This window comes from Pseudomonas sp. GM78 (assembly GCF_000282475.1).
GTDB lineage: Bacteria > Pseudomonadota > Gammaproteobacteria > Pseudomonadales > Pseudomonadaceae > Aquipseudomonas.
In genome coordinates this window covers 64,988-86,110 of sequence record NZ_AKJF01000095.1, presented here as the reverse complement: position 1 = coordinate 86,110, position 21,123 = coordinate 64,988, and the positions used below count along the sequence as shown (strand labels likewise).

Below are 21,123 nucleotides of genomic sequence, written 5' to 3'. Positions count from 1 at the left end.
GCCATAGGCCTTACCGATCTCGGAGAATTCGTCGGTGCGCGCGTCATAGTGGGCGTAGACCCAGAAACGATCACCGAAATCCGGGACCTGGAAGACGATGGGTTCTTTGTCCAGCGTCATGAAGCCGGCGCCGTACGCGACATCCTGGTTGGGGCAAGCGATGAAGGTTTGGTCAGGGCTGATGTACCCGGTCAACATTGCGTTCCGGTTGAATGCGATCGGTATCACACCGCCCATCAAGCCGGGTTCGGGGGCCTTCGAAAAGGCATTGCCGCGGTTGGCCATGTTGACCAGCGGCCAGCCCCACAGGTAGGCCATGCGCCCCACAGATTCCACGTAAGCCGTGGTCATGGCGGTACCGCTAGCCGGGCCGGGAACTTCGCTGGCGGTTGTAGGGATCGCCACCTGCTGCGCCTGAGCGTTACCCGCCAGCATCAGGAAGGCTGCCCCAATGCCCAGTAAAACGGTTAAGGATCGAGGATTACTTTCCTTGACACGATAATATCCTCGGCTGGCAACGCAAGATCCAATCGACATGTTTAACCTCCAAACTCCGTCAATACGTGAGTGGATGCCGAAAAACATGCGGAAAAGTAGGGTCAAATTTTGTGGCGACTGGATCCCTGCGACAGCACCGCTGCGGCACGCCGTTTGATTGTAGCAGCCCAAAATTAGACAGCTTGGGCTATTCGGCCAGCGCTCCACGGGTGCAGCCGCTACCGTTCGCCTCGGGCCTGCCTATGGCTCAACTGCCCCCATTCGTTGCCCGCTTCGGCGCTCTCGCCCAAGACTCCGATGGGCAGCTGTGGGTCGATTCTGTTGAAAAAGTCGGCCATGGTTTCCGAGGCAGAAAAGTACGCGCTTGAGATTGAAATCTTTACTTTGTGCAGAGGATTCCGAGCTCAGATTTCGCGTAGCTGCGCGCAAAAAAGGCGTTTTCAGCAGCCTGTACGCAGGCGATCTGGAAGGACCGACTTTTTCAACACAATCGGTCGATCGCCGTCACTCCGGGGTCACCAGCACGGCGAGCGTCAGCTTGATGAACTCTTCATTTTTATCGATGGTGTCCAAGGCGCCGCGGACATTATCAGCGACGTCGGCCGCTCCGCGCTGCTCGACCCAGTTCGAAAGCTCCAGGATGGCGGCTTCCAGGGCGAGCTGGTTTTCGTTGATTTTGCAAAGCAGGGAAGGGAGCAGATCAGAATTTGGCATCGCGAATCCTCGTTTTTGAGGTCAGCGTAGCAGGGCAATTTAAGGTCGGCAGTACGCCGCGGGGAAGGGGAAGAAGGCAGCTGTTTCAAGTCATTTCGGAGGGTGAGTTGCGGAAATAGCCGAAAAGATGCGGAAACGATCCGCACAGAGGTGGCATGCAAACGCAAACCCCAGAAACGACAAAGCCCTGAATAATCAGGGCTTTGTCGTATAAAGATGGCGGAGGCGATGGGATTCGAACTCATGGACCTGTTACAGTCGACGGTTTTCAAGACCGTTGCCTTAAACCACTCGGCCACACCTCCGTTTGTGTTGCGGGCGCCATAATACCTGAATGAAACACACTGTCAAACTCTCTGCATAGCTTGTTACAGGGCGTCTGTTATGATCTTTGCGACTGAACGTTTCAAACCAACAGGAGTGTCGCCATGCGCGAACAGGATTACGCAGTGAATAACAGCGTGCAGGCTGAGCAGCTAGAGGTTAGCCGCGTCCTGCGCAACACATACGGCTTGCTGGCACTGACGCTCGCCTTCAGTGGTGTGATGGCTTACGTTGCCCAGCAGATGCGTGTCGGCTACCCGAACATTTTCGTGGTGCTGATCGGCTTCTACGGCCTTTTCTTCCTGACCAACAAACTCCGTGACTCCGCCTGGGGCCTGGTGTCGGCCTTTGCCCTTACCGGTTTCATGGGTTTCCTGCTCGGCCCGATCCTCAACCGTTACCTGGGCATGCAGGGCGGCGCGGAAGTGGTCAGCTCGGCCTTTGCCATGACAGCACTGGTGTTTGGCGGCCTGTCGGCCTATGTGCTGATCTCGCGCAAGGACATGAGTTTCCTCAGTGGCTTCATTACTGCGGGTTTCTTCGTGTTGCTGGGTGCGGTGGTTGCCAGCTTCTTCTTCCAGATCAGCGGCCTGCAACTGGCGATCAGCGCGGGCTTCGTGCTGTTCTCCTCGGTCTGCATCCTGTTCCAGACCAGCGCCATCATCCACGGCGGCGAGCGCAACTACATCATGGCCACCATTAGCCTGTATGTATCGATCTACAACCTGTTCATCAGCTTGTTGCAGCTGTTTGGCATCATGAGCCGCGATGATTGATCGCCAGCCATGATTGAAAAAACCCGCTTCGGCGGGTTTTTTCATGTCTGAAATACAGGGTCACTCGGTAATGATGATGCTCCCATCGGCTTGCTGCCGGTAGAAAGTATAGGGCAGCAGCAAAGTGTCGAGCGCGCCGGAAAGGACCACGTCGATCAGGACAATGGCTGGAGCGCTGTCATGGTTCTGAGCGTCTCGTCCTTTTTCCAGAGGCGCGTTCAAATAGCAGAAGTCGTACGTCACGCCGCTGTAGATTCGGGGAATTGCGCCGCAGTAACTTTTTTGTTCCTTGAGGCTTTTTGCTGCCACTTCATCTGCACGCATCACCGTCTGGACCGTGCCAAATCCCGCGAGTATAAGCACCGCCAGCAACATGAACAGGTTTTTCATTCCGCCATTCCTTAGCTAAAGAACTGCCAGTTTACAGCTTTTGAAAGGAACCTCATCTACGCCATTGGCGGCAAGCGCCGCTTGACCGGGGTTTTCTTGACGATGGCGGTGTTGGTTTCGGCGTGGGTGTTGAGGCGGTCGAGCAGGGTGTCCAGTTGTTCCATCGAACGCACGTGCAGGCGGGCGATGAAGCAGTCGTCACCGGTGACCTTGTCGCATTCGGTGAACTCGGGAATCGCCATGATCTGCCGTTCCACTTCCTGCAACTGGCCGGGCAGCGGGCGAACGCGCACGATGGCCTGGAGTTGATAGCCGAAGCATTTCGGGTCGATTTCCACGGTGTAGCCCTTGAGCACGCCGCGCTCCTCGAGACGCCGCAGGCGTTCTGCGACGCTGGGAGAGGACAGGCCGCTGATTTGCGCCAGGGCCTTGAGCGAGCGTCGCGAGTCTTCCATCAAGGCGCTGATCAGCACTTGGTCGATGTCATCGGTCATGGCGAAACCTCAATTAGGCAATTAAGCACAATCGCCTTCGCATTAAAGGCAGATTCGAAGTTTAGCCTGATTTTTGCGCTGGAGAAGCGTCCCGGTGGATTGGCATACTTTGCCCATCAACCACAGGAGTCTGATGATGGACAACTCGATACGTCGCGGCTCGTTTGAAATGACTGCCGCCATGCTGATCTCCGGAACCATCGGCTGGTTTGTGCTGGTGTCCGGGCAACCGGTGCTGGACGTGGTGTTCTGGCGCTGCCTGTTCGGGGCCGGTGCGCTGCTGCTGATTTGCGCGGCGTTCGGCTTCCTTCGCCCTGGCATTCTGACCCGCACCACTTTCCTGTTGGCGGTGCTCAGCGGTGTGGCGATCGTCGGCAACTGGGTGCTGTTGTTCGCCTCCTATTCCCGCGCCTCGATTGCCATCGGTACGGCGGTCTATAACGTCCAGCCGTTCATGCTGGTGGGGCTGGCGGCGGTGTTTCTCAACGAGAAAATCACCCTGCAGAAACTGGCCTGGCTGGGCGTTTCGTTTCTCGGGATGCTGGCGATTGTCAGTGCACATGGCGGGGAGGGCGAGAGCGGTAACGAGTACCTGATGGGTATCGTTCTGGCCTTGGGTGCTGCGTTCCTCTACGCGATCGCTGCGCTGATCATCAAGCGCCTGACCGGTACGCCACCGCACCTGATCGCGTTGGTACAGGTCAGCACCGGTGTGTTGCTGCTCGCGCCGTTCGCGCACTTTTCTGCCCTGCCGCAGGGGCCAAGCGCGTGGGGTAGCCTGCTCACCTTGGGCATCGTGCACACCGGCGTAATGTACGTGCTGTTGTATGGCGCGATCCAGAAGTTGCCGACGGCATTGACCGGCGCGCTGTCGTTCATCTACCCGATCGCGGCGATCTTCGTCGACTGGTTTGCCTTCGGCCATCGCCTGGAACCGCTGCAATGGATCGGGGTGGCCGCGATCCTGCTGGCCGCGGCCGGCATGCAGCAGGGCTGGAGCCTGAAATTCCGGCGGACCGTTACCCCGTAAGGCGCTTCAGATGTTCCAGCGCGGCGCGGTCTTGGCCAGACGCTGGCGCATCTGGCCAATGTTGGCCAGCAGTTGCTCGGTCAATAAGCGGTAACCGTCCAGGGCGTTATAGACCGGTGCATCGAGACTGACGATCGGCAGCGCCACGGGACGATCCAGTCGATGGGTGACACCGGACTTCAGCGCCCGCGCCATGCCAACCAGTTGCACGCGAATCAGCCGATGTTCTGCCTTCAAAGCCGATTGCAGGTCGCCGGCATCCGGTCGGGCATTGCCCAATATCTCGAGGGTGCTGACACACAGACGCAGCTGACGCTGGATGGCATCGAGTTCGGTCATGGAAATCTTCACCTCCTTGGACACCGAGGGCATCAGGGAGCGCAGTTGCACCATCACGGTGTTCAGGCGGCCCATCAGCTTGAGGTGTTCGTCGGCGGTCACCGGTTGGCCGTCGATGATGCGCCCGTAGATCGTCGCGCAATCACGCAGGGCATCAGCCAGGTTGTACCGCCAGGAATAGACCGCGTAGAGCGGCAGGGCGAAGGAAAACGCCAGTGCCAGGGCAATGCCGATCAGGATGTCGACCCCGCGCCACAGCCCGTCGGAGACTGGATTGTCGCCATGCCCGGCGACGATGAATACGGTAATGCCGGCCAGCAGCGCGGTGTATCCGCCTTTGCCGATGGCATGGTACGAGAAGAAGCCGCACACCACCGCCATGGCGAAATAGGTCAGCCACGGCATGCCGAGCCAGGACTGTTGCACCACCAGGACCAGGCCGATAGCCGCCCCGACCAGGGTGCCGATGGCCCGTTCGGCGGCTTTCTTGCCGATGTTGCCATGGTGCTGCAAGCCGCCGATCACCACCAGCATCGTCACCGAGGCCCACTCGCCGTGTGGCAGGTGGATGCCGGTGGTCAGCAGGATCGTCGCCAGCAACCCGAGCGACACGCGCACCGCATGGATCATCCGCGCGTGGCGATAGCGCCGGTACGGGTCCAGCAGCGGACGCAGTAACCGGCGCAGCAGCGGTGGCAGGCTAAGAGCCGTGGATGCGCTCAGGTCGGCTCTCCTCAGAAGATGTAGTCAGTGGTCAGGAAACTCGAACTGCGGCCGCTGATGATCTCGCTGATGAGATCCTTGTTGGTCTCCTGGAATTTGGTCGCCACCAGCGTACGAATCGAAAACACCCGCAGGGCGTCATGCACCGACAGGGTGCCCTCGGCGGAGTTTTTCCGGCCGTTGAACGGGTAGGTGTCGGGGCCGCGCTGGCATTGGGCGTTGAGGTTGATGCGCCCGACCTGGTTGGCGAAGGTGTCGACCAGTCTTCCGACCGCCACCGGGTTGGTGCCGAAGATGCTCAGTTGCTGGCCGAAGTCCGATTCGAGGACGTAGTCGATCACCGTGTCCAGGTGACGATAGGGCACGATCGGCACCACCGGGCCGAATTGTTCTTCCTGGTAGACCCGCATCTGCGGCGTCACCGGGTACAGCACGGCGGGGTAGAAGAACGACGCGCGGGCCTCGCCGCCATTGGGGTTGACCACTTTCGCGCCTTTGCCCACGGCATCGGCCACCAGCGAGTGCAGGTAATCGACCTTGCCCGATTCCGGCAGCGGCGTCAGGGCCACGCCGCTGTCCCACGGCATGCCGGGTTTGAGCGTGGCCAGTTTGGCGTTGAATTTCTCGATGAAGGCGTCGACCACGTCTTCGTGGACAAACAGGATTTTCAACGCTGTGCAGCGCTGGCCGTTGAATGACAGGGAGCCGGTGAGCGCTTCAGTCACCGCATTGTCCAGATCCACTTCCGGCAGGACGATGCCGGGGTTTTTCGCATCCAGGCCGAGTGCCGCGCGCAAGCGGTGAGGGCGCGGGTGCAATTTCTTCAGGTCACTGGCGGCCTTGTTGGTGCCGATGAAGGCAAATATGTCGATGTTGCCGCTGGCCATCAGCGCACTGACCGTCTCGCGCCCACTGCCATAGATCACGTTGATCACCCCGGCCGGGAAGCTGTCGCGGAAGGCCTCCAGCAATGGGCGGATCAACAGCACGCCCAGCTTGGCAGGCTTGAACACCACGGTGTTGCCCATGATCAGCGCCGGGATCAGCGTGGTGAAGGTTTCGTTCAGCGGGTAGTTGTAAGGCCCCATGCACAACGCCACGCCCAGCGGTACGCGGCGGATCTGGCCGAGGGTGTCCTGTTCCAGTTCGAAACGGCTGGAGCGGCGGTCGAGTTCCTTCAGGGCGTTGATGGTGTCGACGATGTAATCGCAGGTGCGGTCGAACTCCTTTTCCGAATCCTTGAGGTTCTTGCCGATTTCCCACATCAGCAACTTCACCACCGCCTCGCGCTGTTCGCGCATGTGCCCGAGGAAGGTTTCGACGTGCTGGATGCGCTCGGCCACGCGCATGGTTGGCCACAAACCCTGGCCGCGATCATAGGCGCGCACGGCGGCATCGAGCGCGGTCAAGGCGGTGGCGGCATCCAGCAGCGGCGTGCTGCCGAGAATGACTTGTTCATCGCCGCCAGGGCCACTCAGGTACACCGGGCTGCGGACCTGGGCGAGGGGGCCTGGCCAGGTTTTCAACACGCCGTCGACCAGGTACTCACGTTGTTCGGTCTTTCCGTCGAGACGGTATTTTTCCGGAATGTTGTCGGCGTCGGGAAACAGGTTGCCAAGAATCTGTGCGGTCGTCATGTCGCTACCCCGTGTGTAATGTCAGCCGTGCGCTTATGGCTAGCCGTTGAAGAATCCAGTTCAAGGGTTATACGCCTTGTTGATGGTTTTTTTTAACTGCAATCGAGCGCTGATGGGCAGAATAGAGGGGTGAAGGTGTGATTATTGTGCTTCAAGCGTAGACCGCAATCGGCGTTGGGGTGAAACGCGATCTTTTGACCTGGGAGCACACAATGGCCGGTGTCGGGGTTAAACTTCGCGCTCTTTCATAAAGGAGTTCACATGAGTCACTACCAGCCGGGCATCCTCGCCACCCCTGTACCGCCTCTCGCTCGTCACATGTTCTTCGCCCTGGAGTCGGCCGCGGCACTCCCGGCCGCGCTGGACAAGCTTGCGCAACTGGTGGATGGCAAATCGGCGGTGGTCGGCTTCGGTGAGTCCCTGGTCAAGGCCCTCGACGGGCATGTCGAAGGCTTGCGGGCTTTTCCGGCGCTGAGCGGTGTCGGCGTCGACAACCCGTCGACGCAACAGGCGCTCTGGTGCTGGTTGCACGGGGTCGACCGCGGCGAACTGCTTAACCGCAGCAACGCTTTCGAGGCGGCATTGGCCCCGGCCCTGCGCCTGGTGCAAGTGACCGAGGGTTTCCGTCACCGTGACGGCCATGACCTGACCGGCTACGAAGACGGCACTGAAAACCCCCGTGACGAAGCCGCCGCCGCCGCCGCGCTGGTGGGTGAGGGCGCCGAGGGCATGGTGGGCGGCAGCTTCGCCGCGCTCCAGCAGTGGCAGCATGACCTCAAGGGCTTTCGTGCGATGCCGTCCCATGAGACGGATGACATCATGGGCCGTCGCCTGAGCGATAACGAAGAACTCGACGACGCACCGATCTCTGCCCACGTCAAACGCACCGCCCAGGAGAGCTTTGCCCCTGAGGCGTTCGTGGTTCGCCGCTCGATGCCGTGGATCGAAGGCGAGCGCGCCGGGTTGATGTTCCTGGCCTTCGGTTTTTCCCTTGATGCGTTCGAAGTCCAACTGCGGCGCATGAGCGGGCTGGAAGATGGCATCACCGATGGTTTGTACCGCATCAGCCGGCCTATTACTGGTGGCTACTACTGGTGTCCGCCGTTGAAGGATGGTCGATTGGACTTACGAGCCCTGCGCGCCTGACCCCCTGTAGGAGCCAGGCTTGCCGGCGAACGGGGCGCCGCGGTGTACCTGTTGCACCGCGTTATCGTTCTTCGCGGGCAAGCCTTGCTCCTACAGGTGAGCTGCGCGAACTGGGCGCTGCGGTGTGTCAGGTAGGCCGTCGCATCTAACCTTATGCCCAAACAGTATTTCTCAAGCCTGTCCTTAGAACCCTAAGATCACGTCATAACTCGTTATGACAAGTGATCTTCATGACCGATAACGTTCTATCTCTCAGTAGCGTTCCTCTGCACACCCAGCTGCGCGATGTGTTGCGTGCGCGCATCCTCGACGGTGAATATCCGCAGGACAGCCAGATGCCTTCCGAAAGCGAGCTCGGCGCGCTGTTCAAGGTCAGTCGCATCACCGTGCGCCAGGCCCTCGGCGATCTGCAGAAGGAAGGGCTGATCTTCAAGATCCACGGCAAGGGCACCTTCGTTGCCAAGCCGAAAACCTTCCAGAACGTCAGCACTTTGCAAGGCCTGGCCGAGTCCATGACCGGTCGCGGCTATGAGGTGATCAACCGCCTGCGCAGCTATAAGTTCATCGCCGCCGACAAGCTGGTTGCCGAGCGCTTGCAGGTCGCCGAAGGCGAGACCGTGGCGCAGATCAAGCGGGTTCGCCTGATCAACCGCGAGCCGATTTCCCTGGAAATCACCTACCTTCCCAAAGCCCTTGGCGAACGCCTGGAGAAGGCCGACCTGGTGACCCGCGACATTTTCCTGATCCTGGAAAACGACTGCGGCCTGGCCCTCGGTCACGCCGACCTCGCCATCGACGCGGTACTGGCCGACAGCGATCTGACCCAGGCGCTGAACGTCGAGGCCGGTTCGCCGATCATGCGCATCGAGCGTCTGACCCACGACGCCGAAGGCCGCCCAGTGGACTTCGAACACCTTTACTACCGTGGCGATGCCTTCCAGTACCGCTTGCGGATCGACCGGCAAAAAGGGGCGCAGGAATGACCCGAACGACTCTTGAACAGGAATACGACATCGTCGTGATCGGCGGCGGTACCGCCGGCCCCATGGCGGCGATCAAGGCCAAGGAACGCAACCGCGACCTGCGGGTGTTGTTGATCGACAAGGCCAACGTAAAGCGTAGCGGCGCGATCAGCATGGGCATGGACGGCCTGAACAACGCGATCATTCCCGGCCACTCCACACCGGAGCAATACACCAAGGAAATCACCATCGCCAACGACGGCATCGTCAATCAGGCCGCGGTCTATGCCTACGCGACCCACAGCTTCGAGACCATCGAACAGCTGGACCGCTGGGGCGTGAAATTCGAGAAGGACGAGACCGGCGACTACGCGGTGAAAAAGGTCCACCACATGGGCGCCTACGTGCTGCCGATGCCGGAAGGCCACGACATCAAGAAGGTCCTGTACCGCCAGTTGAAGCGGGCGCGGGTCAGCATCACCAATCGGCTGGTCTGCACCCGCTTGCTCAAGGACGAGGAGGGCGCGGTCAACGGCGTGATGGGCTTCGATTGCCGCACGGCCGACTTCCATGTGATCAAGGCCAAGGCCGTGATCCTCGCCTGCGGTGCCGCCGGGCGCCTGGGCCTGCCGTCCTCGGGTTACCTGATGGGCACCTACGAAAACCCGACCAATGCCGGTGACGGGTACGCCATGGCCTATCACGCCGGAGCGGAGCTGGCGAACCTGGAGTGCTTCCAGATCAACCCGCTGATCAAGGACTACAACGGCCCGGCCTGCGCCTATGTCACTGGCCCCCTGGGCGGCTACACCGCCAATAACAAGGGCGAGCGCTTCATCGAGTGCGACTACTGGAGCGGCCAGATGATGTGGGAGTTCCACCAGGAGCTGGAAAGTGGCAACGGCCCGGTGTTCCTCAAGCTCGATCACCTGGCCGAAGAAACCATCCAGAACATCGAAGAGATCCTGCACAGCAACGAGCGGCCGAGTCGCGGTCAGTTCCACGCCAATCGCGGCACCGATTACCGCACGCAGATGGTCGAGATGCACATCTCCGAGATCGGCTTTTGCAGCGGGCATTCGGCGTCGGGCGTGTGGGTCAACGAGAAGGCCGAGACCTCGGTCAAGGGTTTGTATTCGGCGGGTGACATGGCCGCGGTGCCGCACAACTACATGCTCGGTGCGTTCACCTACGGCTGGTTTGCCGGCACCAACGCGGCAGACTTTGTCGCCGGACGCGAGTTTTCAGCACTGGATGCCGAGCAGATCGACATCGAAAAACAGCGAGTCTACGCACCGCTGGACCGCGAACACGGCCTGCCACCGGCCCAGGTCGAGTACAAGCTGCGGCGCTTCGTCAACGACTACCTGCAGCCGCCGAAAGTGACCAAGAAGATGCAGATCGGCCTGCAACGTTTCAGCGACATCCAGCGTGACCTCGACCAGATCAAGGCCCACAACGCCCACGAACTGATGCGCGCCATGGAAGTCAGCATGATCCGCGACTGCGCCGAAATGGCCGCCCGCGCATCGTTGTTCCGCGCCGAAAGTCGCTGGGGGCTTTACCACTACCGGGTCGACCACCCGCAACGCAACGACAGCGACTGGTTTTGCCACTGCCACCTGAAGAAGGCTGAAAACGGCGTGATGACCAGTTTCAAGAAAGCCGTCGAGCCTTACATCATCCCGCTGGACGCCGAGGAAATGCAGGCCTACGACCGGTTGCGGGTCGGTGCCGACGCGGCTTGAGCATGACACTAGAGAGAAAACGTGAAATGGCCTACCAACCCCAGGAAATATTCTTTCGCTCCAATGCACCGGTCACCGTCGACGAGGACCTTTGCATCGCCCACAAAGGCTGCACCGTGTGCGTCGACGTCTGTCCGATGGACTTGCTGGCGATCAACCCGGCCACACAAAAGGCCTACATGGCCTTCGATGAATGCTGGTACTGCATGCCCTGTGAAAAGGACTGCCCGACTGGCGCCGTGAAAGTGGATATCCCTTACCTCCTGCGCTGAAACCCAATCCCTGTAGGAGTGAGCCTGCTCGCGATCGCAGTGGGTCAGACAATGAGATGTTGGATGTGCCATCGCCATCGCGAGCAGGCTCACTCCTACATTGGTTTTGTGACAACCCGAAAGAGCTACCCGGCGACACCGGACGCTGTACTGAAAAACACCCCTCGTTTCCCACCACGCCCTGATCGTGGCGGAGACGAACATCCTATAAATGATTCGAGGGGAAACACTCATGATGTTGCGTGCAGCTTTGGCCGGTCTGGTACTGGCTTCATTCACCTTGTCGGCGCAAGCCGAAACCATCCGCATTGCCATCGGCACCCAGGACACCACCATCAACTGCGCCGCCGGCGGCCTGTTGATCCGCGAGCTGGGCCTGCTGGACAAATACCTGCCCCACGACGGCCCCTACAAGGACGCCCAATACGAGGTGCAGTGGAAGAACTTCACCAGTGGCGCGCCGCTGACCAATGAGATGGTCGCCGGCAAACTCGACTTCGGCGCCATGGCCGATTTCCCCGGTTCGTTCAACGGCGTGGCGTTTGAAACCGCCGGCAAGCACAGCCTGTTCATCAGTGTGCTGTCGGGCAGCACCAAGGGCAGTGGCAACGGCATCGTGGTGCCGAGCGCATCGGGCGTGCAGTCACTGGCCGAGCTCAAGGGCAAGACCATTTCCGTACCGTTCGCGTCCACCGCCCACGGCATGTTGCTGCGCGCTGTGGCGGCCCAGGGCTGGGACCCGCTCAAGGACGTGAACATCATTGCCCAGCCACCGGAAGTCGCCGGTTCCGCGTTGCAGGCTGGCAAGATCGACGCCCATGCCGACTTCGTGCCGTTCGCCGAACTGTTCCCGAGCCGTGGCTTCGCGCGCAAGATCTACGATGGTTCCCAGGCCGGCGCGCCGACCTTCCACGGGGCGCTGGTCGACCAGGCCTATGCGAAGAAATACCCGGAAATCGTCGTCGCCTATCTGCGCGCAAGCATCGAAGCCAACCAGTTGCTCGCCGCTGAACCCGAGAAGTACAGCGAGCTGATCGCCAAGGTCACCGGGGTCGATGCCGAGGTCAACTACCTGTTCCACGGCCCGCTCGGTGTGCAAACCCGCGACCTGACCTGGAAGCCGGAATATCGCCAGGCCGTCGGCACCGCCATCGACACCCTCAAGCTGTTGAAGAAGGCTGATCGCGGCCTCGACCTGAATACCTTCATCGACGACCAGTACATTCGCGCCGCGTTCAAGGCGTCGAACCTGGACTACACGGCGCAGCTGGCCAATTACGCGCAGACGCCACTCAAGGCGGTGGATGCGTCAAGCGGCCAGGCCATCACCGACTTCAGCCACGTGGCCGAGATCTGGGTGCGCGGCGAGCCGAAAGTCCGCCAATACGCCTCGGCGCAAGCGGCCTTCACCGCGCTGGCCGCGCTGAAACAGGAAGGCAAGAACATCCGCGCGGTGTATGCCCAGGCCAGTGACAGCGGGATCAAGTTGCTGGCCGACCAGGCGTGGTTTGCCAGTGATGCCAAGGGGCAACTGAGTGCGTTCCTGCTCAAGGGCCAGGCTCAGCAATTCGCTACAGCCCAGGGCGGCAAGGTGTTCGACTTCACAGATGCCACGACCCAGGCCGTGGCCGTGCGCTAACCCCCGAATACGCTGAAATTCCCTGTGGGAGCGGGCTTGCCCGCGATGGGGCATATCAGTCGGCATTAGTGTTGGCTGACCCACCGCAATCGCGGGCAAGCCCGCTCCCACAGTGTTCTGGGTTAAGAGGAAGAACTGTGTACGGATCATTTTTACGCTGGATTCCGAGGGCAGCCTCACTGCTGCTCTGCCTTCTATTCTGGCAACTCGCCGCCAGCCACCACTGGAACCTCGGCCTGGTGACTTTCGCCAACGTCCCGACCCCGCTGGCCGTGATTGAAGCGGCGCTGGGCCTGGGTGACTCCGGCAAGCTCGCCCGGCACCTTGGCAGCAGCCTCAGCCGGGTCTTCGCCGGTTACCTCGCGGCGCTGGTCATCGGCGTTGCCCTGGGCCTGGCCATCGGCCGCTCGAAATGGGCCGAAGACCTGTTGCTGCCACCGCTGGAAGTGCTGCGCCCAATCCCCGCCGTGGCCTGGATTCCCCTGGCGATCCTGATGTTCCCCTCGTCCGAGCTGTCGATGGTCTTCATCACCTTTACCGGTGCCCTGTTCCCGATCCTGCTCAACACCGTGCATGGCGTCGAAGGCGTCGATCCCCGGTTGATCGCCTCGGCCAAAAGCCTTGGGGCAGGGCGCCGGGCGATGCTGCTGGAAGTGATTCTGCCGGGTGCCGCACCGAGCATCATCACCGGCCTTGCCATCGGCATGGGCACCTCGTGGTTTTGCCTGGTGACCGCCGAGATGATCTCCGGCCAGTACGGCATCGGCTATTACACCTGGGAGTCCTACACCATCCAGAACTACCCCGACATCGTGGTCGGCATGTTGCTGATCGGCGTACTCGGGATGGGCAGCAGTCTGCTGATCAAACGCCTGGGCGGCGTGTTCACGCCTTGGCATCGACCACGAGGAAAAGCCTGATGAGTGTGTTTCAACAGCCTGAAGGGCGGATCGATATCCGCGGTCTGTCGATCAGCCTGGGCGAGGGCAGTGCCGCCTTTGAAGCCGTGCAGGGCCTCGATTGCCAGATCGAACCGGGGCAATTCGTGTGCATCCTCGGGCCGTCCGGTTGCGGCAAGTCTACCTTGCTCGGTGCGCTGGCCGGTCACCTGCAACCGCGCGCTGGCAGCCTCAAGGTCGATGGCGCGGCGGTGTCCGGCCCGTCGCCGCAACGCGGCATGGTGTTCCAGCAACACACACTGTTCCCCTGGCGCACGGTGCGCGACAACGTTGCATTCGGCCTGAAAATGCGCGGCATCGAGAAAACCGAACGCCACAAGGCCGCCGATGAAATCCTCAACCTGGTGGGTCTTGAAGGCTTCGCCGAGCGCTGGCCGGACCAGCTCTCCGGTGGCATGCAGCAACGGGTGGAAATCGCCCGGGTGCTGGTCAATCGTCCACGGCTATTGCTCATGGACGAGCCGTTCGGCGCTCTCGATGCCCTGACCCGCTTGAACATGCAGGAACTGCTGCTGGACATCTGGACGCGGATTCGCACCACCGTGGTGTTCGTCACCCATGACATCGACGAGGCACTGTTCCTCGCCGATCGCCTGCTGGTGATGAGCACGCGTCCCGGTCGGATCATCGAAGACCTGCGCCTGGATTTCCCCCGGCCACGCACCACCGAACTGGTGACCAGCCATGAATTTTCCCGCTTGAAACGTCACTGCCTCGAACTCCTGCGTCACGAAGACGGTCGGCAGCTGCCACGCCTGAACCCTCTCGGACTTCCCCCTGAAAACAAACTGCCGCGATTTGCCCTATGACCTCACTATTCGATGTAACCGATAACGATGAAATTCTCGCCCTGCAACCGCGCCTGACTGACGACGATGCCGGCGTGCGCCGCATCGCCCTGATCGAACTGGCCGACCTGGAAGAGCCGGACGGCCTGCTGTGGCTGGTCAACCGATTGGCCGGGGACCCGGCCGAAGACGTCCGCGCCGAAGCCGCGCGGTTGCTGGAAGCCTGGGAGGATGAACCTGTGGTCGAAGCGCTGTGCCAGGCGCTGACCGATCCATCCGCAGCGGTGCAAGCCGCCGCCGCGCAAAGCCTCAGCCTGCTCAAGAGCGAAGCGGCGGGCGGGGTGATCCTGCCGTGGACCGGGCATGCCGACATCGGCGTGCGCATTGCGGCGTTCAGGGCCTTGCGCGAGTTGCGCTACCCGCAGGCGGCCCCGGCGGCGCTGGTTGCGTTAAGCGATCAGGAGGCCAATGTCCGCCGTGAAGCCGTCGGCGTGCTGGGTTGGCTCAAACAACTCGACGCCTTGCCGGCCCTGGCTCGACTGGCCAGTGCCGACCCGGACACCGAAGTGCGCCGCGCCGCCACCGGAGCACTCGGCCTGGCCTCTGACGCACAGGTGCTGCCGGCCTTGCGCCAGGCCTTGCAGGATCAGGCCTGGCAAGTACGCGAAGAAGCCGCCACCACCCTGGGCAAGGTCGGCCACATCGACGCCGGCCCGGCATTGGTCCAGGCCTTGAGCGACGATTACTGGCAAGTGCGCCTGCGCGCCACCCGCAGCCTCGGCCGCTTGCGTTACGTCCCGGCCCTCGACGCGCTGATCGAAACCCTCGGCCACCGCATCAGCAACCTGCGCAAGGAAGCCGCCCTGGCCCTCGGCGAACTGAATGAAAAAAGCGCTATCGCACCGCTGCTGGCCGCGCAGGACGATGGCGATCCCGAGGTGCGCAAAGCAGTGCGCATTGCCCTGAGTCAGCTGCAATGAACCCGGTGGCAGTGGGCAATTCCCGCAGCAGGCAGCGGCTGCGCTTGAACTGGCCGGATGGCCGCGAGCAGTGGCTGGACCATGCCGAGTTGCGCCGCCAGTGCCCGTGCTCGCAGTGCCGGGCGTTTCGATTGCGCGGGATGGCGCCGCTGGTCGACGCCCGTGTTCGGTTGGTCGAGGTGAACTCGCAGGGGTATGGGGTGCAGCTGGTGTTCAGTGATGGGCATGAACGGGGGATCTACCCCTGGGACTATCTAGCAGCCTTAACTTGATATCGACGTTAAATGATCAACAGCATTCGCGAGTGGCTTATGCTGCGAATACAGGTTCAGTAACGGCTCGGATAAATGCATCATCCACAGTCTTTGTTCCATACCGATGCATGAATTCGTTTCCATTGGCGAAGCGATTGAAGCGTTGTTGGCTGATCATATAGAAATAATCACAGTGGCTGATCACCTCCTCGACATTGTGAGAAGAAACCAGAATGGCAGTGCCTTCCTGTGCCGCGCCGTGAAGGCATTGCCAAATATAGTGACGAAACTCCGGGTCGACACCCGCAGTCGGTTCGTCGAGCACCACGAAGTCTGCAGACATTGAAAGGAGCGTGAGGGTGAAGAACCAGCGCGTTTCTCCGTAACTGCACAGCGCCGATTTTTTGTTCCATATATTTTGGTAGCGGCTCACTATCGCAGGACTCCATGTGGATAGTTTTTTCAACGTTTTTTCTTGTGTCATGGATTCGCTTGAAGATAATGCAGTCACCATTTTAAAAATATCACGCATGCGAAGCGGCGGGGGAGTGCTGATGATTTGAGAGAGATATAGGAAGTGACTGAAGTCGTTTTTTATCAAACCTGAGTTTGCTTGTTTAAGTTCACATGCAATGTCAAAAAAAGAAGTTTTGCCTGATCCGTTGGGTCCTAAGATGCCGACGATTTCACCCTGGGATACTTCGAGGGAAGCCTGGGTCAAAAGAGGAGTGTTTGGGTAGGCGAAATCAATGTTCTGCGCCTTGAATTTTCTCATTAGTATCGACTCCATACGGGGTTTATTCTTAGGTGCTTGAAGGTTTTGTGCAGCGCTATAATAAATAAAGTAATTATTGTGCATGTAATGAGCTTGTTGGATTCAATGCCTTGCGCCATTAACTGGCTTGCAAGTGTTAGAGGGTTTGCAAGGTTTAGGTTGTCGGTGATGTAGTTGGCTGTGCTGGTACTCATCACGCCGAGAATCAGCATGCAGAACGAAAAAATGGATAGCAATGTATTCGAGTTTTGAAAATTTATTGGCAGCAATGAAAATGCTGCGCCAAAAGTGCAAAACATGATGAAGCAAATGTAAAAGCGTAGCGCTATATTAAGTAGCTCAATTGCGGAGTAGTCCCCGAACGGGAGTTTGGTTGTCAGGTAAAAAGTGGTGCAATATGCTATAGAAATCAAAGAGTATGCAAGGAAGTGCGACAAAAGAAAAATAAGTTTCGAGTCTTGGGAGTAGATAAATGACCGGGTGAATCCGCTTTCTCTTCTTCCGATGATGTAGAAGGCAAATCCAAACAATGCGACGCTAGATGAGATGTAGGCATAGAACCATGCTGATGTTGATGTGTAGTTGTTCAGGTAATAGTTGGGGTCTTGCCTGGTGACTGCAAAAAAGTAGAACATTGCACATGGTGATATCATGATCCAGAAGAAGGCGACGGGTTCTTTTAGTTGCTCTTTCATAAATATTGATGTTAGGGTCAGAACTCTGGGGGGGATATTTTTGCTCATGATCAATTTTCTCTAGGGGAATGGGACCATTTTTTCTTTTCTGTCTTCATTTATTGCGGGTAGAAAAGAGGCTGAGTAGTCGTTGTCTATGTTTATGTTTTTTGAGTTGTTCATGTGCATAAATAATGAGGGTGAGATGAACTTGCAGAAAGTATATTTGATGTTGTCTATTTTTACGGCTTTTATGTAAAGGTAACCTTCAATATTTTGTGTTCTCAGGCTTCTGATTAGGGTTTCAATGTTTAGTTTGGATGGTTGGATTTCGTTGCGTGATATGAGCGCGTAATCAATTTTTGATGAGATTTCCTCGAAGGTCTTGTATGAGTTGCATTTTAGAAAGTGACGAATATAAGAGTCTTCAAGAGAGTCTGTGTTACCACGCAACACCCTGAATAAATTCATAAATCTGAATGTTTGCCATAATTCAAGGATGGATTTATCCAGCGCTTCAGATCGGTTTTCTGAGTACGACATACCTGCGCAATACTGAACGTTTCGAGTCGGGTCGTTGGCGCCGTAAATTGTCAGTAGACATACTCCTGGAAATTTTTCGTCAGAAATGTCAATTGTTAGCAATTGTCCTGATTTTTTTAAGGCGTTGAAGAGTCCATAAGAAGGAAGCGTTTTTATCCTGGTTGGTATCTCATTTGCGTCAATTATTCCTTTATATTGATTGGTTAGCCAGAATCGCGTGAGAAATTGGCGCTCCAATGATTCTTTGATAGAACCAAGTACGGCAGATTCTGAATTCCAATGAAAGCTACACCCGCAAGTGTCACGATTGGGGTAGATCTTGTTGTCTTCACTTTTGTCGTGCGTAAGAGAAATACATACAGACGGGATTGCGCAGGCTGAAAAATCAGAAATGCGTGTGGCTGAAATCATATTTAATTTTCGACTTTTCAAACATGTTAGATTCGTATTTTTCGATGCGGTTTGATTGAATGCTTTAATGAATTTTTTTACCTCATTTGGTGTGAGTTTTTTCTCTAGGCTAGAATAGCTATCTGGCAATATTTCTAGATGGAAATGACGCCTCTCAAAGTATTCGCCTAAGGCGGCTTTTACTGATGTTGAGCTTGTGCCGATTCCTGAACCTATGGAGTTCCATTGATCACTGATTTCAGAGCAAAATGGGAACTCAAAAGTACATGGGGGCTGATACCACATTTGCCCAGGTAGCGACGAATCATAGTTATGCGTTGAAATTTTCAATTTTAGGCACCAATTAAGTGTACGCACGAAGGGAAGAAAAGAGTTGGATTTAAGCCCAGTGCTCTGCACAGCATGTTGTCGGTATACCCAGACCACTGACGGCTTTTGAGATTTAAGTGTTTGCATTGGAGGTCGGCTAGCATGTACATTGAACCGATTTCCATGAGAGCTAGTCTGTATCCACGATAGCGATATTTGAACAATGTTTTCGGGATGTACATGGCGTAAATAATGGCTACGCTAGGATTTCCAATTTTGTGTCCTTGGGGTAATATCGCCTCTGTCAATAAGCTATTGTCGAAACTGTCCTGTATTACTTCAAATTTTCTAGAGTTTGGTAGTAGGTGTAATATTTTTTCACTACAAGGCCATGTGTTGTCGGGTGATAGGGAGCAGCAAAACACTTCAACTGAGTAAAGTGCGCCCGCACTCGGGTAACCTCTTTTGTTCGTGGTTTCGTCTTTTCTTAGTAATGGGCTAATTAGTTTCTTTATTGATTCAAAAGCAATGCCGCTCGCATCAAAAAAATCACATGATTGATTTCGATAGAGTGGGCTTGAAGTTGCAAGCGTGTCGAGTATAGGTTCATTTGTCGTGATATCCATGTCAGGGTATATTTGCAGTTCATTTCCTGTCAAATCTGAGAGCAAATGTTCTGGGAGGTTGTGCAGCGAAGAAATGTTTTTGACGCAGTCATGGATGGTGAAATTACCTTTGTTGTGAAAATCCAAGACGTCTTCGCTGACTTTTGGGTCGCTGAATTTAATGTAGTAGTCATGCGGAATATTTTTCATGTTTAGATCTCAGGCAGGTGCAAGAGTGCCAGTGAGGACTCAACTCTTCCGTAATTAGTCCGTTGTTTATATCTACACTCATTGATGCAAGAGAGTTGTCCTGGTATCGGAATTCTTGATTGTGCTCAGTGTGGAGTTTGATTTTTTTTATCAAAGTGCCTATCGCTAGGTTTCTCTGTAATAAGCTTAAATGTTGTGTTGGTATGGTTACGTGTCGATCAACACAGAAATTCAACAATGCTGACCAAGAGTTTCGACTTTCGTGGATTCTTTCGTAATTTAACTGCCTTTCTATGAGGCAGAAGTGGCAGGCGTTGCCAATAATAGGGATGTACGGTTGGCTTATACGAAAGATGTTTCCGCTCAAGTACGCTATTGAGATAGCGCTGCTTGGGGATGACTCTGCCAAACAAAAGTATAGTTTTTTAATTTTTGAGTAGTTATATTGCATGCAAATTATTATAATTAGATGTGCCTCATCCTTCGCTCGGTCAATTAAATGATTCATGTTGCTGAATATTTCATGATTGTACTTTATTTCTTGATCTATTATTGCTTCGAATTCGTTCTGGTTGTGCCGGTCATGTGCTATCAGTACCTTTTTGAAATATATTTCCGATGGTTGGGTTTTCAGTCCTATCGCTTGACTCAAGAATAAGTAAGTGTCTTTTAGTGGTAGGTTGTGCGTGGAGACAATTTTATTGAGTTGCGACTTCGAGATGCTAAAATTTTCCTGGTTTTTTAGTTTCTGTAGGATGTTCAATAATTTTTTTGATTCGGTTTTTGATGTGCCGTGTGTGGAGATTATCAGTGACTCGTTTTCTGGAAGGTTTATGATGTCAAATTCTGAGAATGTCAGTTGCATTTAACTCCTCCTAAAGGACCTTTCGTAGTGAAAGATCCTTCTGCCTAAAACTGCGGACAGTTTTGTTATGGGGTTTTCATTCACGTACCTTTAGAACCACCAGTGCTACCGCCACCAGTGCCTCCACCCCCACCACATCCACCAGGGCCGCCACCACTACCACCGCTGCATCCACCCCCTCCACCACATCCGCCACTCCCCCCACATCCTCCTTGACCTCCTGAACCTCCAGCTACTTGAGGATTGGTGCTTGATCCATAATCACTTCTGAAGTTGAAGAGTATTTTTCCAAGTTCATTGTTTTTCATTGTGTTCACTCGTTGTGTTCGCCACTTGGGATTAAGTGGTGTCGTCAGGTTTAGTCTCTTTTGATTTTTGGTGCAAGGGATGGGTTTTTTGTGCTGTAGGAAGTTTCTTCTGGTTTTTCGGACGTGTCTTACATGTTTTTGGGAAGCGAGAGTTGTTTGCTTTGGTTTAGGGGTGTGAATTTTAGAAATGTGGTTTTGGAAGTCTTTAAATAGATTGAGTTTTAGTTTCTTGCAGTGGGAGAAAAATTTGCTTGCGCTGGTAAAGAATTGCTGTAGGAAAAAATGTGCGATTTCCATTTTTTGATGGGCGGTGATTTTATTTAATCTCTATTTTTTCAATAAAAAAGTGACAAGCGGTAGTCCTCTTTTTTTGAATAAGTCACTAGCAGAAGTGAAAAACGCAGCCATCAGCGATTACTGCAGCTGCGCTTAGACTGGCCGGATGGCCGCGAGCAGTGGCTGGATCATGCCGAGTTGCGCCGCCAGTGCCCGTGCTCGCAGTGCCAAGCGTTTCGATTGCGCGGGACGCCGCCGCTGGTCGATGCCCGCGTTCGGCTGATCGAGGTGAATTCGCAGGGGTATGGGGTGCAGCTGGTGTTCAGTGATGGACATGAACGGGGGATCTACCCCTGGGCCTATCTTGAAGGATTAACTCAAAACCTGTAGGAGCGAGCCTGCTCGCGATGGTCGTTAACGGCAACGCGTGGTTCCTGGCTGAACGCGGCGCTCTTAAGTCCATCGCGGGCAAGC

23 protein-coding genes and 1 tRNA gene are annotated in these 21,123 nt (G+C 56.5%); 12 read left to right on the top strand and 12 right to left on the bottom strand.

Annotated features, from left to right (window positions below):
* The 3 genes from PMI35_RS15380 to PMI35_RS15390 all read right to left on the bottom strand — a co-directional run.
* A partial coding sequence (locus PMI35_RS15380; protein WP_008060084.1) for a DUF1254 domain-containing protein occupies positions 1-537 on the bottom strand: 537 nt, incomplete at its 3' end.
* A 465-nt stretch (positions 538-1,002) separates the two neighbouring features.
* Entirely contained in the window at positions 1,003-1,212 is a 210-nt protein-coding gene (locus tag PMI35_RS15385; RefSeq protein ID WP_008060082.1) for a hypothetical protein, read from the bottom strand.
* Between the two features lie 217 nt (positions 1,213-1,429).
* A tRNA-Ser gene (locus tag PMI35_RS15390) sits at positions 1,430-1,517 on the bottom strand.
* 123 nt (positions 1,518-1,640) lie between these two features.
* On the opposite strand from PMI35_RS15390, the gene PMI35_RS15395 reads away from it, so the two are divergent.
* The gene (locus PMI35_RS15395) at positions 1,641-2,312 is read left to right on the top strand and encodes a Bax inhibitor-1/YccA family protein (RefSeq protein WP_008060078.1); all 672 of its coding nucleotides are present in this window, start codon (positions 1,641-1,643) and stop codon (positions 2,310-2,312) included.
* Between the two features lie 60 nt (positions 2,313-2,372).
* Here PMI35_RS15395 and PMI35_RS15400 read toward each other — a convergent pair whose 3' ends face one another.
* Both PMI35_RS15400 and PMI35_RS15405 read right to left on the bottom strand, forming a co-directional pair.
* A complete protein-coding gene (locus tag PMI35_RS15400) occupies positions 2,373-2,702 on the bottom strand; it encodes a YceK/YidQ family lipoprotein (RefSeq protein ID WP_008060076.1) in 330 nt (109 codons plus the stop codon).
* 56 nt (positions 2,703-2,758) lie between these two features.
* Positions 2,759-3,196 (bottom strand): Lrp/AsnC family transcriptional regulator, encoded by a 438-nt coding sequence (locus tag PMI35_RS15405; RefSeq protein ID WP_008060072.1) that lies wholly within the window; start codon positions 3,194-3,196, stop codon positions 2,759-2,761.
* A gap of 136 nt (positions 3,197-3,332) precedes the next feature.
* On the opposite strand from PMI35_RS15405, the gene PMI35_RS15410 reads away from it, so the two are divergent.
* Positions 3,333-4,226: a DMT family transporter gene (locus PMI35_RS15410; RefSeq protein WP_008060071.1), complete on the top strand. Its 894-nt coding sequence runs from the start codon at positions 3,333-3,335 to the stop codon at positions 4,224-4,226.
* Positions 4,227-4,232: 6 nt separating this feature from the next.
* Here PMI35_RS15410 and PMI35_RS15415 read toward each other — a convergent pair whose 3' ends face one another.
* Positions 4,233-5,255: an FUSC family protein gene (locus PMI35_RS15415; RefSeq protein WP_081504824.1), complete on the bottom strand. Its 1,023-nt coding sequence runs from the start codon at positions 5,253-5,255 to the stop codon at positions 4,233-4,235.
* A gap of 44 nt (positions 5,256-5,299) precedes the next feature.
* On the bottom strand, positions 5,300-6,925 hold the full coding sequence (locus PMI35_RS15420) for an NADP-dependent glyceraldehyde-3-phosphate dehydrogenase (protein WP_008060069.1): 1,626 nt from the start codon (positions 6,923-6,925) through the stop codon (positions 5,300-5,302).
* A 261-nt stretch (positions 6,926-7,186) separates the two neighbouring features.
* Here PMI35_RS15420 and PMI35_RS15425 point away from each other — a divergent pair, with 261 nt between their 5' ends.
* From PMI35_RS15425 to PMI35_RS15465, 9 genes are all read left to right on the top strand, one after another.
* Positions 7,187-8,071 (top strand): Dyp-type peroxidase, encoded by an 885-nt coding sequence (locus PMI35_RS15425; RefSeq protein ID WP_008060068.1) that lies wholly within the window; start codon positions 7,187-7,189, stop codon positions 8,069-8,071.
* A gap of 230 nt (positions 8,072-8,301) precedes the next feature.
* Positions 8,302-9,054, top strand: coding sequence for a GntR family transcriptional regulator (locus tag PMI35_RS15430; protein ID WP_008060067.1), 753 nt, complete (start codon positions 8,302-8,304; stop codon positions 9,052-9,054).
* Positions 9,051-10,781: a fumarate reductase/succinate dehydrogenase flavoprotein subunit gene (locus PMI35_RS15435; RefSeq protein WP_008060066.1), complete on the top strand. Its 1,731-nt coding sequence runs from the start codon at positions 9,051-9,053 to the stop codon at positions 10,779-10,781. Before PMI35_RS15430 ends, PMI35_RS15435 begins: the two co-directional genes overlap by 4 nt.
* A 26-nt stretch (positions 10,782-10,807) precedes the next feature.
* On the top strand, positions 10,808-11,053 hold the full coding sequence (locus PMI35_RS15440; RefSeq protein WP_008060065.1) for a 4Fe-4S dicluster domain-containing protein: 246 nt from the start codon (positions 10,808-10,810) through the stop codon (positions 11,051-11,053).
* Positions 11,054-11,285: 232 nt separating this feature from the next.
* Positions 11,286-12,692 carry an ABC transporter substrate-binding protein gene (locus PMI35_RS15445; RefSeq protein WP_008060064.1) on the top strand — a complete coding sequence of 469 codons (1,407 nt, stop codon included), beginning with the start codon at positions 11,286-11,288 and terminating at the stop codon, positions 12,690-12,692.
* A gap of 137 nt (positions 12,693-12,829) precedes the next feature.
* Positions 12,830-13,612: an ABC transporter permease gene (locus PMI35_RS15450; protein WP_008060063.1), complete on the top strand. Its 783-nt coding sequence runs from the start codon at positions 12,830-12,832 to the stop codon at positions 13,610-13,612.
* Positions 13,612-14,460 (top strand): ABC transporter ATP-binding protein, encoded by an 849-nt coding sequence (locus tag PMI35_RS15455; protein WP_008060062.1) that lies wholly within the window; start codon positions 13,612-13,614, stop codon positions 14,458-14,460. The genes PMI35_RS15450 and PMI35_RS15455 overlap by 1 nt, the downstream gene beginning before the upstream one ends.
* Positions 14,457-15,419 (top strand): HEAT repeat domain-containing protein, encoded by a 963-nt coding sequence (locus tag PMI35_RS15460; RefSeq protein ID WP_008060060.1) that lies wholly within the window; start codon positions 14,457-14,459, stop codon positions 15,417-15,419. Before PMI35_RS15455 ends, PMI35_RS15460 begins: the two co-directional genes overlap by 4 nt.
* Positions 15,416-15,691 (top strand): DUF971 domain-containing protein, encoded by a 276-nt coding sequence (locus PMI35_RS15465; RefSeq protein WP_008060057.1) that lies wholly within the window; start codon positions 15,416-15,418, stop codon positions 15,689-15,691. Before PMI35_RS15460 ends, PMI35_RS15465 begins: the two co-directional genes overlap by 4 nt.
* A gap of 37 nt (positions 15,692-15,728) precedes the next feature.
* Here PMI35_RS15465 and PMI35_RS15470 read toward each other — a convergent pair whose 3' ends face one another.
* From PMI35_RS15470 to PMI35_RS35905, 5 genes are read right to left on the bottom strand one after another with little or no spacing between them, the layout of a single operon-like run.
* The gene (locus PMI35_RS15470; protein ID WP_008060054.1) at positions 15,729-16,448 is read right to left on the bottom strand and encodes an AAA family ATPase; all 720 of its coding nucleotides are present in this window, start codon (positions 16,446-16,448) and stop codon (positions 15,729-15,731) included.
* Positions 16,448-17,191, bottom strand: coding sequence for a hypothetical protein (locus tag PMI35_RS15475; protein WP_008060053.1), 744 nt, complete (start codon positions 17,189-17,191; stop codon positions 16,448-16,450). The genes PMI35_RS15470 and PMI35_RS15475 overlap by 1 nt, the downstream gene beginning before the upstream one ends.
* A 12-nt stretch (positions 17,192-17,203) precedes the next feature.
* Entirely contained in the window at positions 17,204-18,406 is a 1,203-nt protein-coding gene (locus tag PMI35_RS33940) for a YcaO-like family protein (RefSeq protein WP_157295674.1), read from the bottom strand.
* A gap of 2 nt (positions 18,407-18,408) precedes the next feature.
* Positions 18,409-19,200, bottom strand: a complete 792-nt coding sequence (locus tag PMI35_RS33935; RefSeq protein ID WP_008060051.1) for a hypothetical protein — start codon at positions 19,198-19,200, stop codon at positions 18,409-18,411.
* On the bottom strand, positions 19,181-20,065 hold the full coding sequence (locus PMI35_RS35905) for an McbB family protein (protein ID WP_008060050.1): 885 nt from the start codon (positions 20,063-20,065) through the stop codon (positions 19,181-19,183). The genes PMI35_RS33935 and PMI35_RS35905 overlap by 20 nt, the downstream gene beginning before the upstream one ends.
* A 725-nt stretch (positions 20,066-20,790) precedes the next feature.
* Here PMI35_RS35905 and PMI35_RS33925 point away from each other — a divergent pair.
* Complete coding sequence (locus PMI35_RS33925) at positions 20,791-21,039, top strand: DUF971 domain-containing protein (RefSeq protein WP_081504823.1); 249 nt, start codon at positions 20,791-20,793, stop codon at positions 21,037-21,039.
* The last annotated feature ends 84 nt before the right edge of the window (positions 21,040-21,123 follow it).

Excerpts from the sequence above, each read along its gene's own strand:
- PMI35_RS15385 (WP_008060082.1), bottom strand. The coding sequence starts at position 1,212 with ATGCCAAATTCTGATCTGCTCCCTTCCCTGCTTTGCAAAATCAACGAA.
- PMI35_RS15395 (WP_008060078.1), top strand. The coding sequence starts at position 1,641 with ATGCGCGAACAGGATTACGCAGTGAATAACAGCGTGCAGGCTGAGCAG.
- PMI35_RS15400 (WP_008060076.1), bottom strand. The coding sequence starts at position 2,702 with ATGAAAAACCTGTTCATGTTGCTGGCGGTGCTTATACTCGCGGGATTT.
- PMI35_RS15405 (WP_008060072.1), bottom strand. The coding sequence starts at position 3,196 with ATGACCGATGACATCGACCAAGTGCTGATCAGCGCCTTGATGGAAGAC.
- PMI35_RS15410 (WP_008060071.1), top strand. The coding sequence starts at position 3,333 with ATGGACAACTCGATACGTCGCGGCTCGTTTGAAATGACTGCCGCCATG.
- PMI35_RS15420 (WP_008060069.1), bottom strand. The coding sequence starts at position 6,925 with ATGACGACCGCACAGATTCTTGGCAACCTGTTTCCCGACGCCGACAAC.
- PMI35_RS15425 (WP_008060068.1), top strand. The coding sequence starts at position 7,187 with ATGAGTCACTACCAGCCGGGCATCCTCGCCACCCCTGTACCGCCTCTC.
- PMI35_RS15430 (WP_008060067.1), top strand. The coding sequence starts at position 8,302 with ATGACCGATAACGTTCTATCTCTCAGTAGCGTTCCTCTGCACACCCAG.
- PMI35_RS15435 (WP_008060066.1), top strand. The coding sequence starts at position 9,051 with ATGACCCGAACGACTCTTGAACAGGAATACGACATCGTCGTGATCGGC.
- PMI35_RS15440 (WP_008060065.1), top strand. The coding sequence starts at position 10,808 with ATGGCCTACCAACCCCAGGAAATATTCTTTCGCTCCAATGCACCGGTC.
- PMI35_RS15445 (WP_008060064.1), top strand. The coding sequence starts at position 11,286 with ATGATGTTGCGTGCAGCTTTGGCCGGTCTGGTACTGGCTTCATTCACC.
- PMI35_RS15455 (WP_008060062.1), top strand. The coding sequence starts at position 13,612 with ATGAGTGTGTTTCAACAGCCTGAAGGGCGGATCGATATCCGCGGTCTG.
- PMI35_RS15460 (WP_008060060.1), top strand. The coding sequence starts at position 14,457 with ATGACCTCACTATTCGATGTAACCGATAACGATGAAATTCTCGCCCTG.
- PMI35_RS15465 (WP_008060057.1), top strand. The coding sequence starts at position 15,416 with ATGAACCCGGTGGCAGTGGGCAATTCCCGCAGCAGGCAGCGGCTGCGC.
- PMI35_RS15470 (WP_008060054.1), bottom strand. The coding sequence starts at position 16,448 with ATGAGAAAATTCAAGGCGCAGAACATTGATTTCGCCTACCCAAACACT.
- PMI35_RS15475 (WP_008060053.1), bottom strand. The coding sequence starts at position 17,191 with ATGAGCAAAAATATCCCCCCCAGAGTTCTGACCCTAACATCAATATTT.
- PMI35_RS33935 (WP_008060051.1), bottom strand. The coding sequence starts at position 19,200 with ATGAAAAATATTCCGCATGACTACTACATTAAATTCAGCGACCCAAAA.
- PMI35_RS35905 (WP_008060050.1), bottom strand. The coding sequence starts at position 20,065 with ATGCAACTGACATTCTCAGAATTTGACATCATAAACCTTCCAGAAAAC.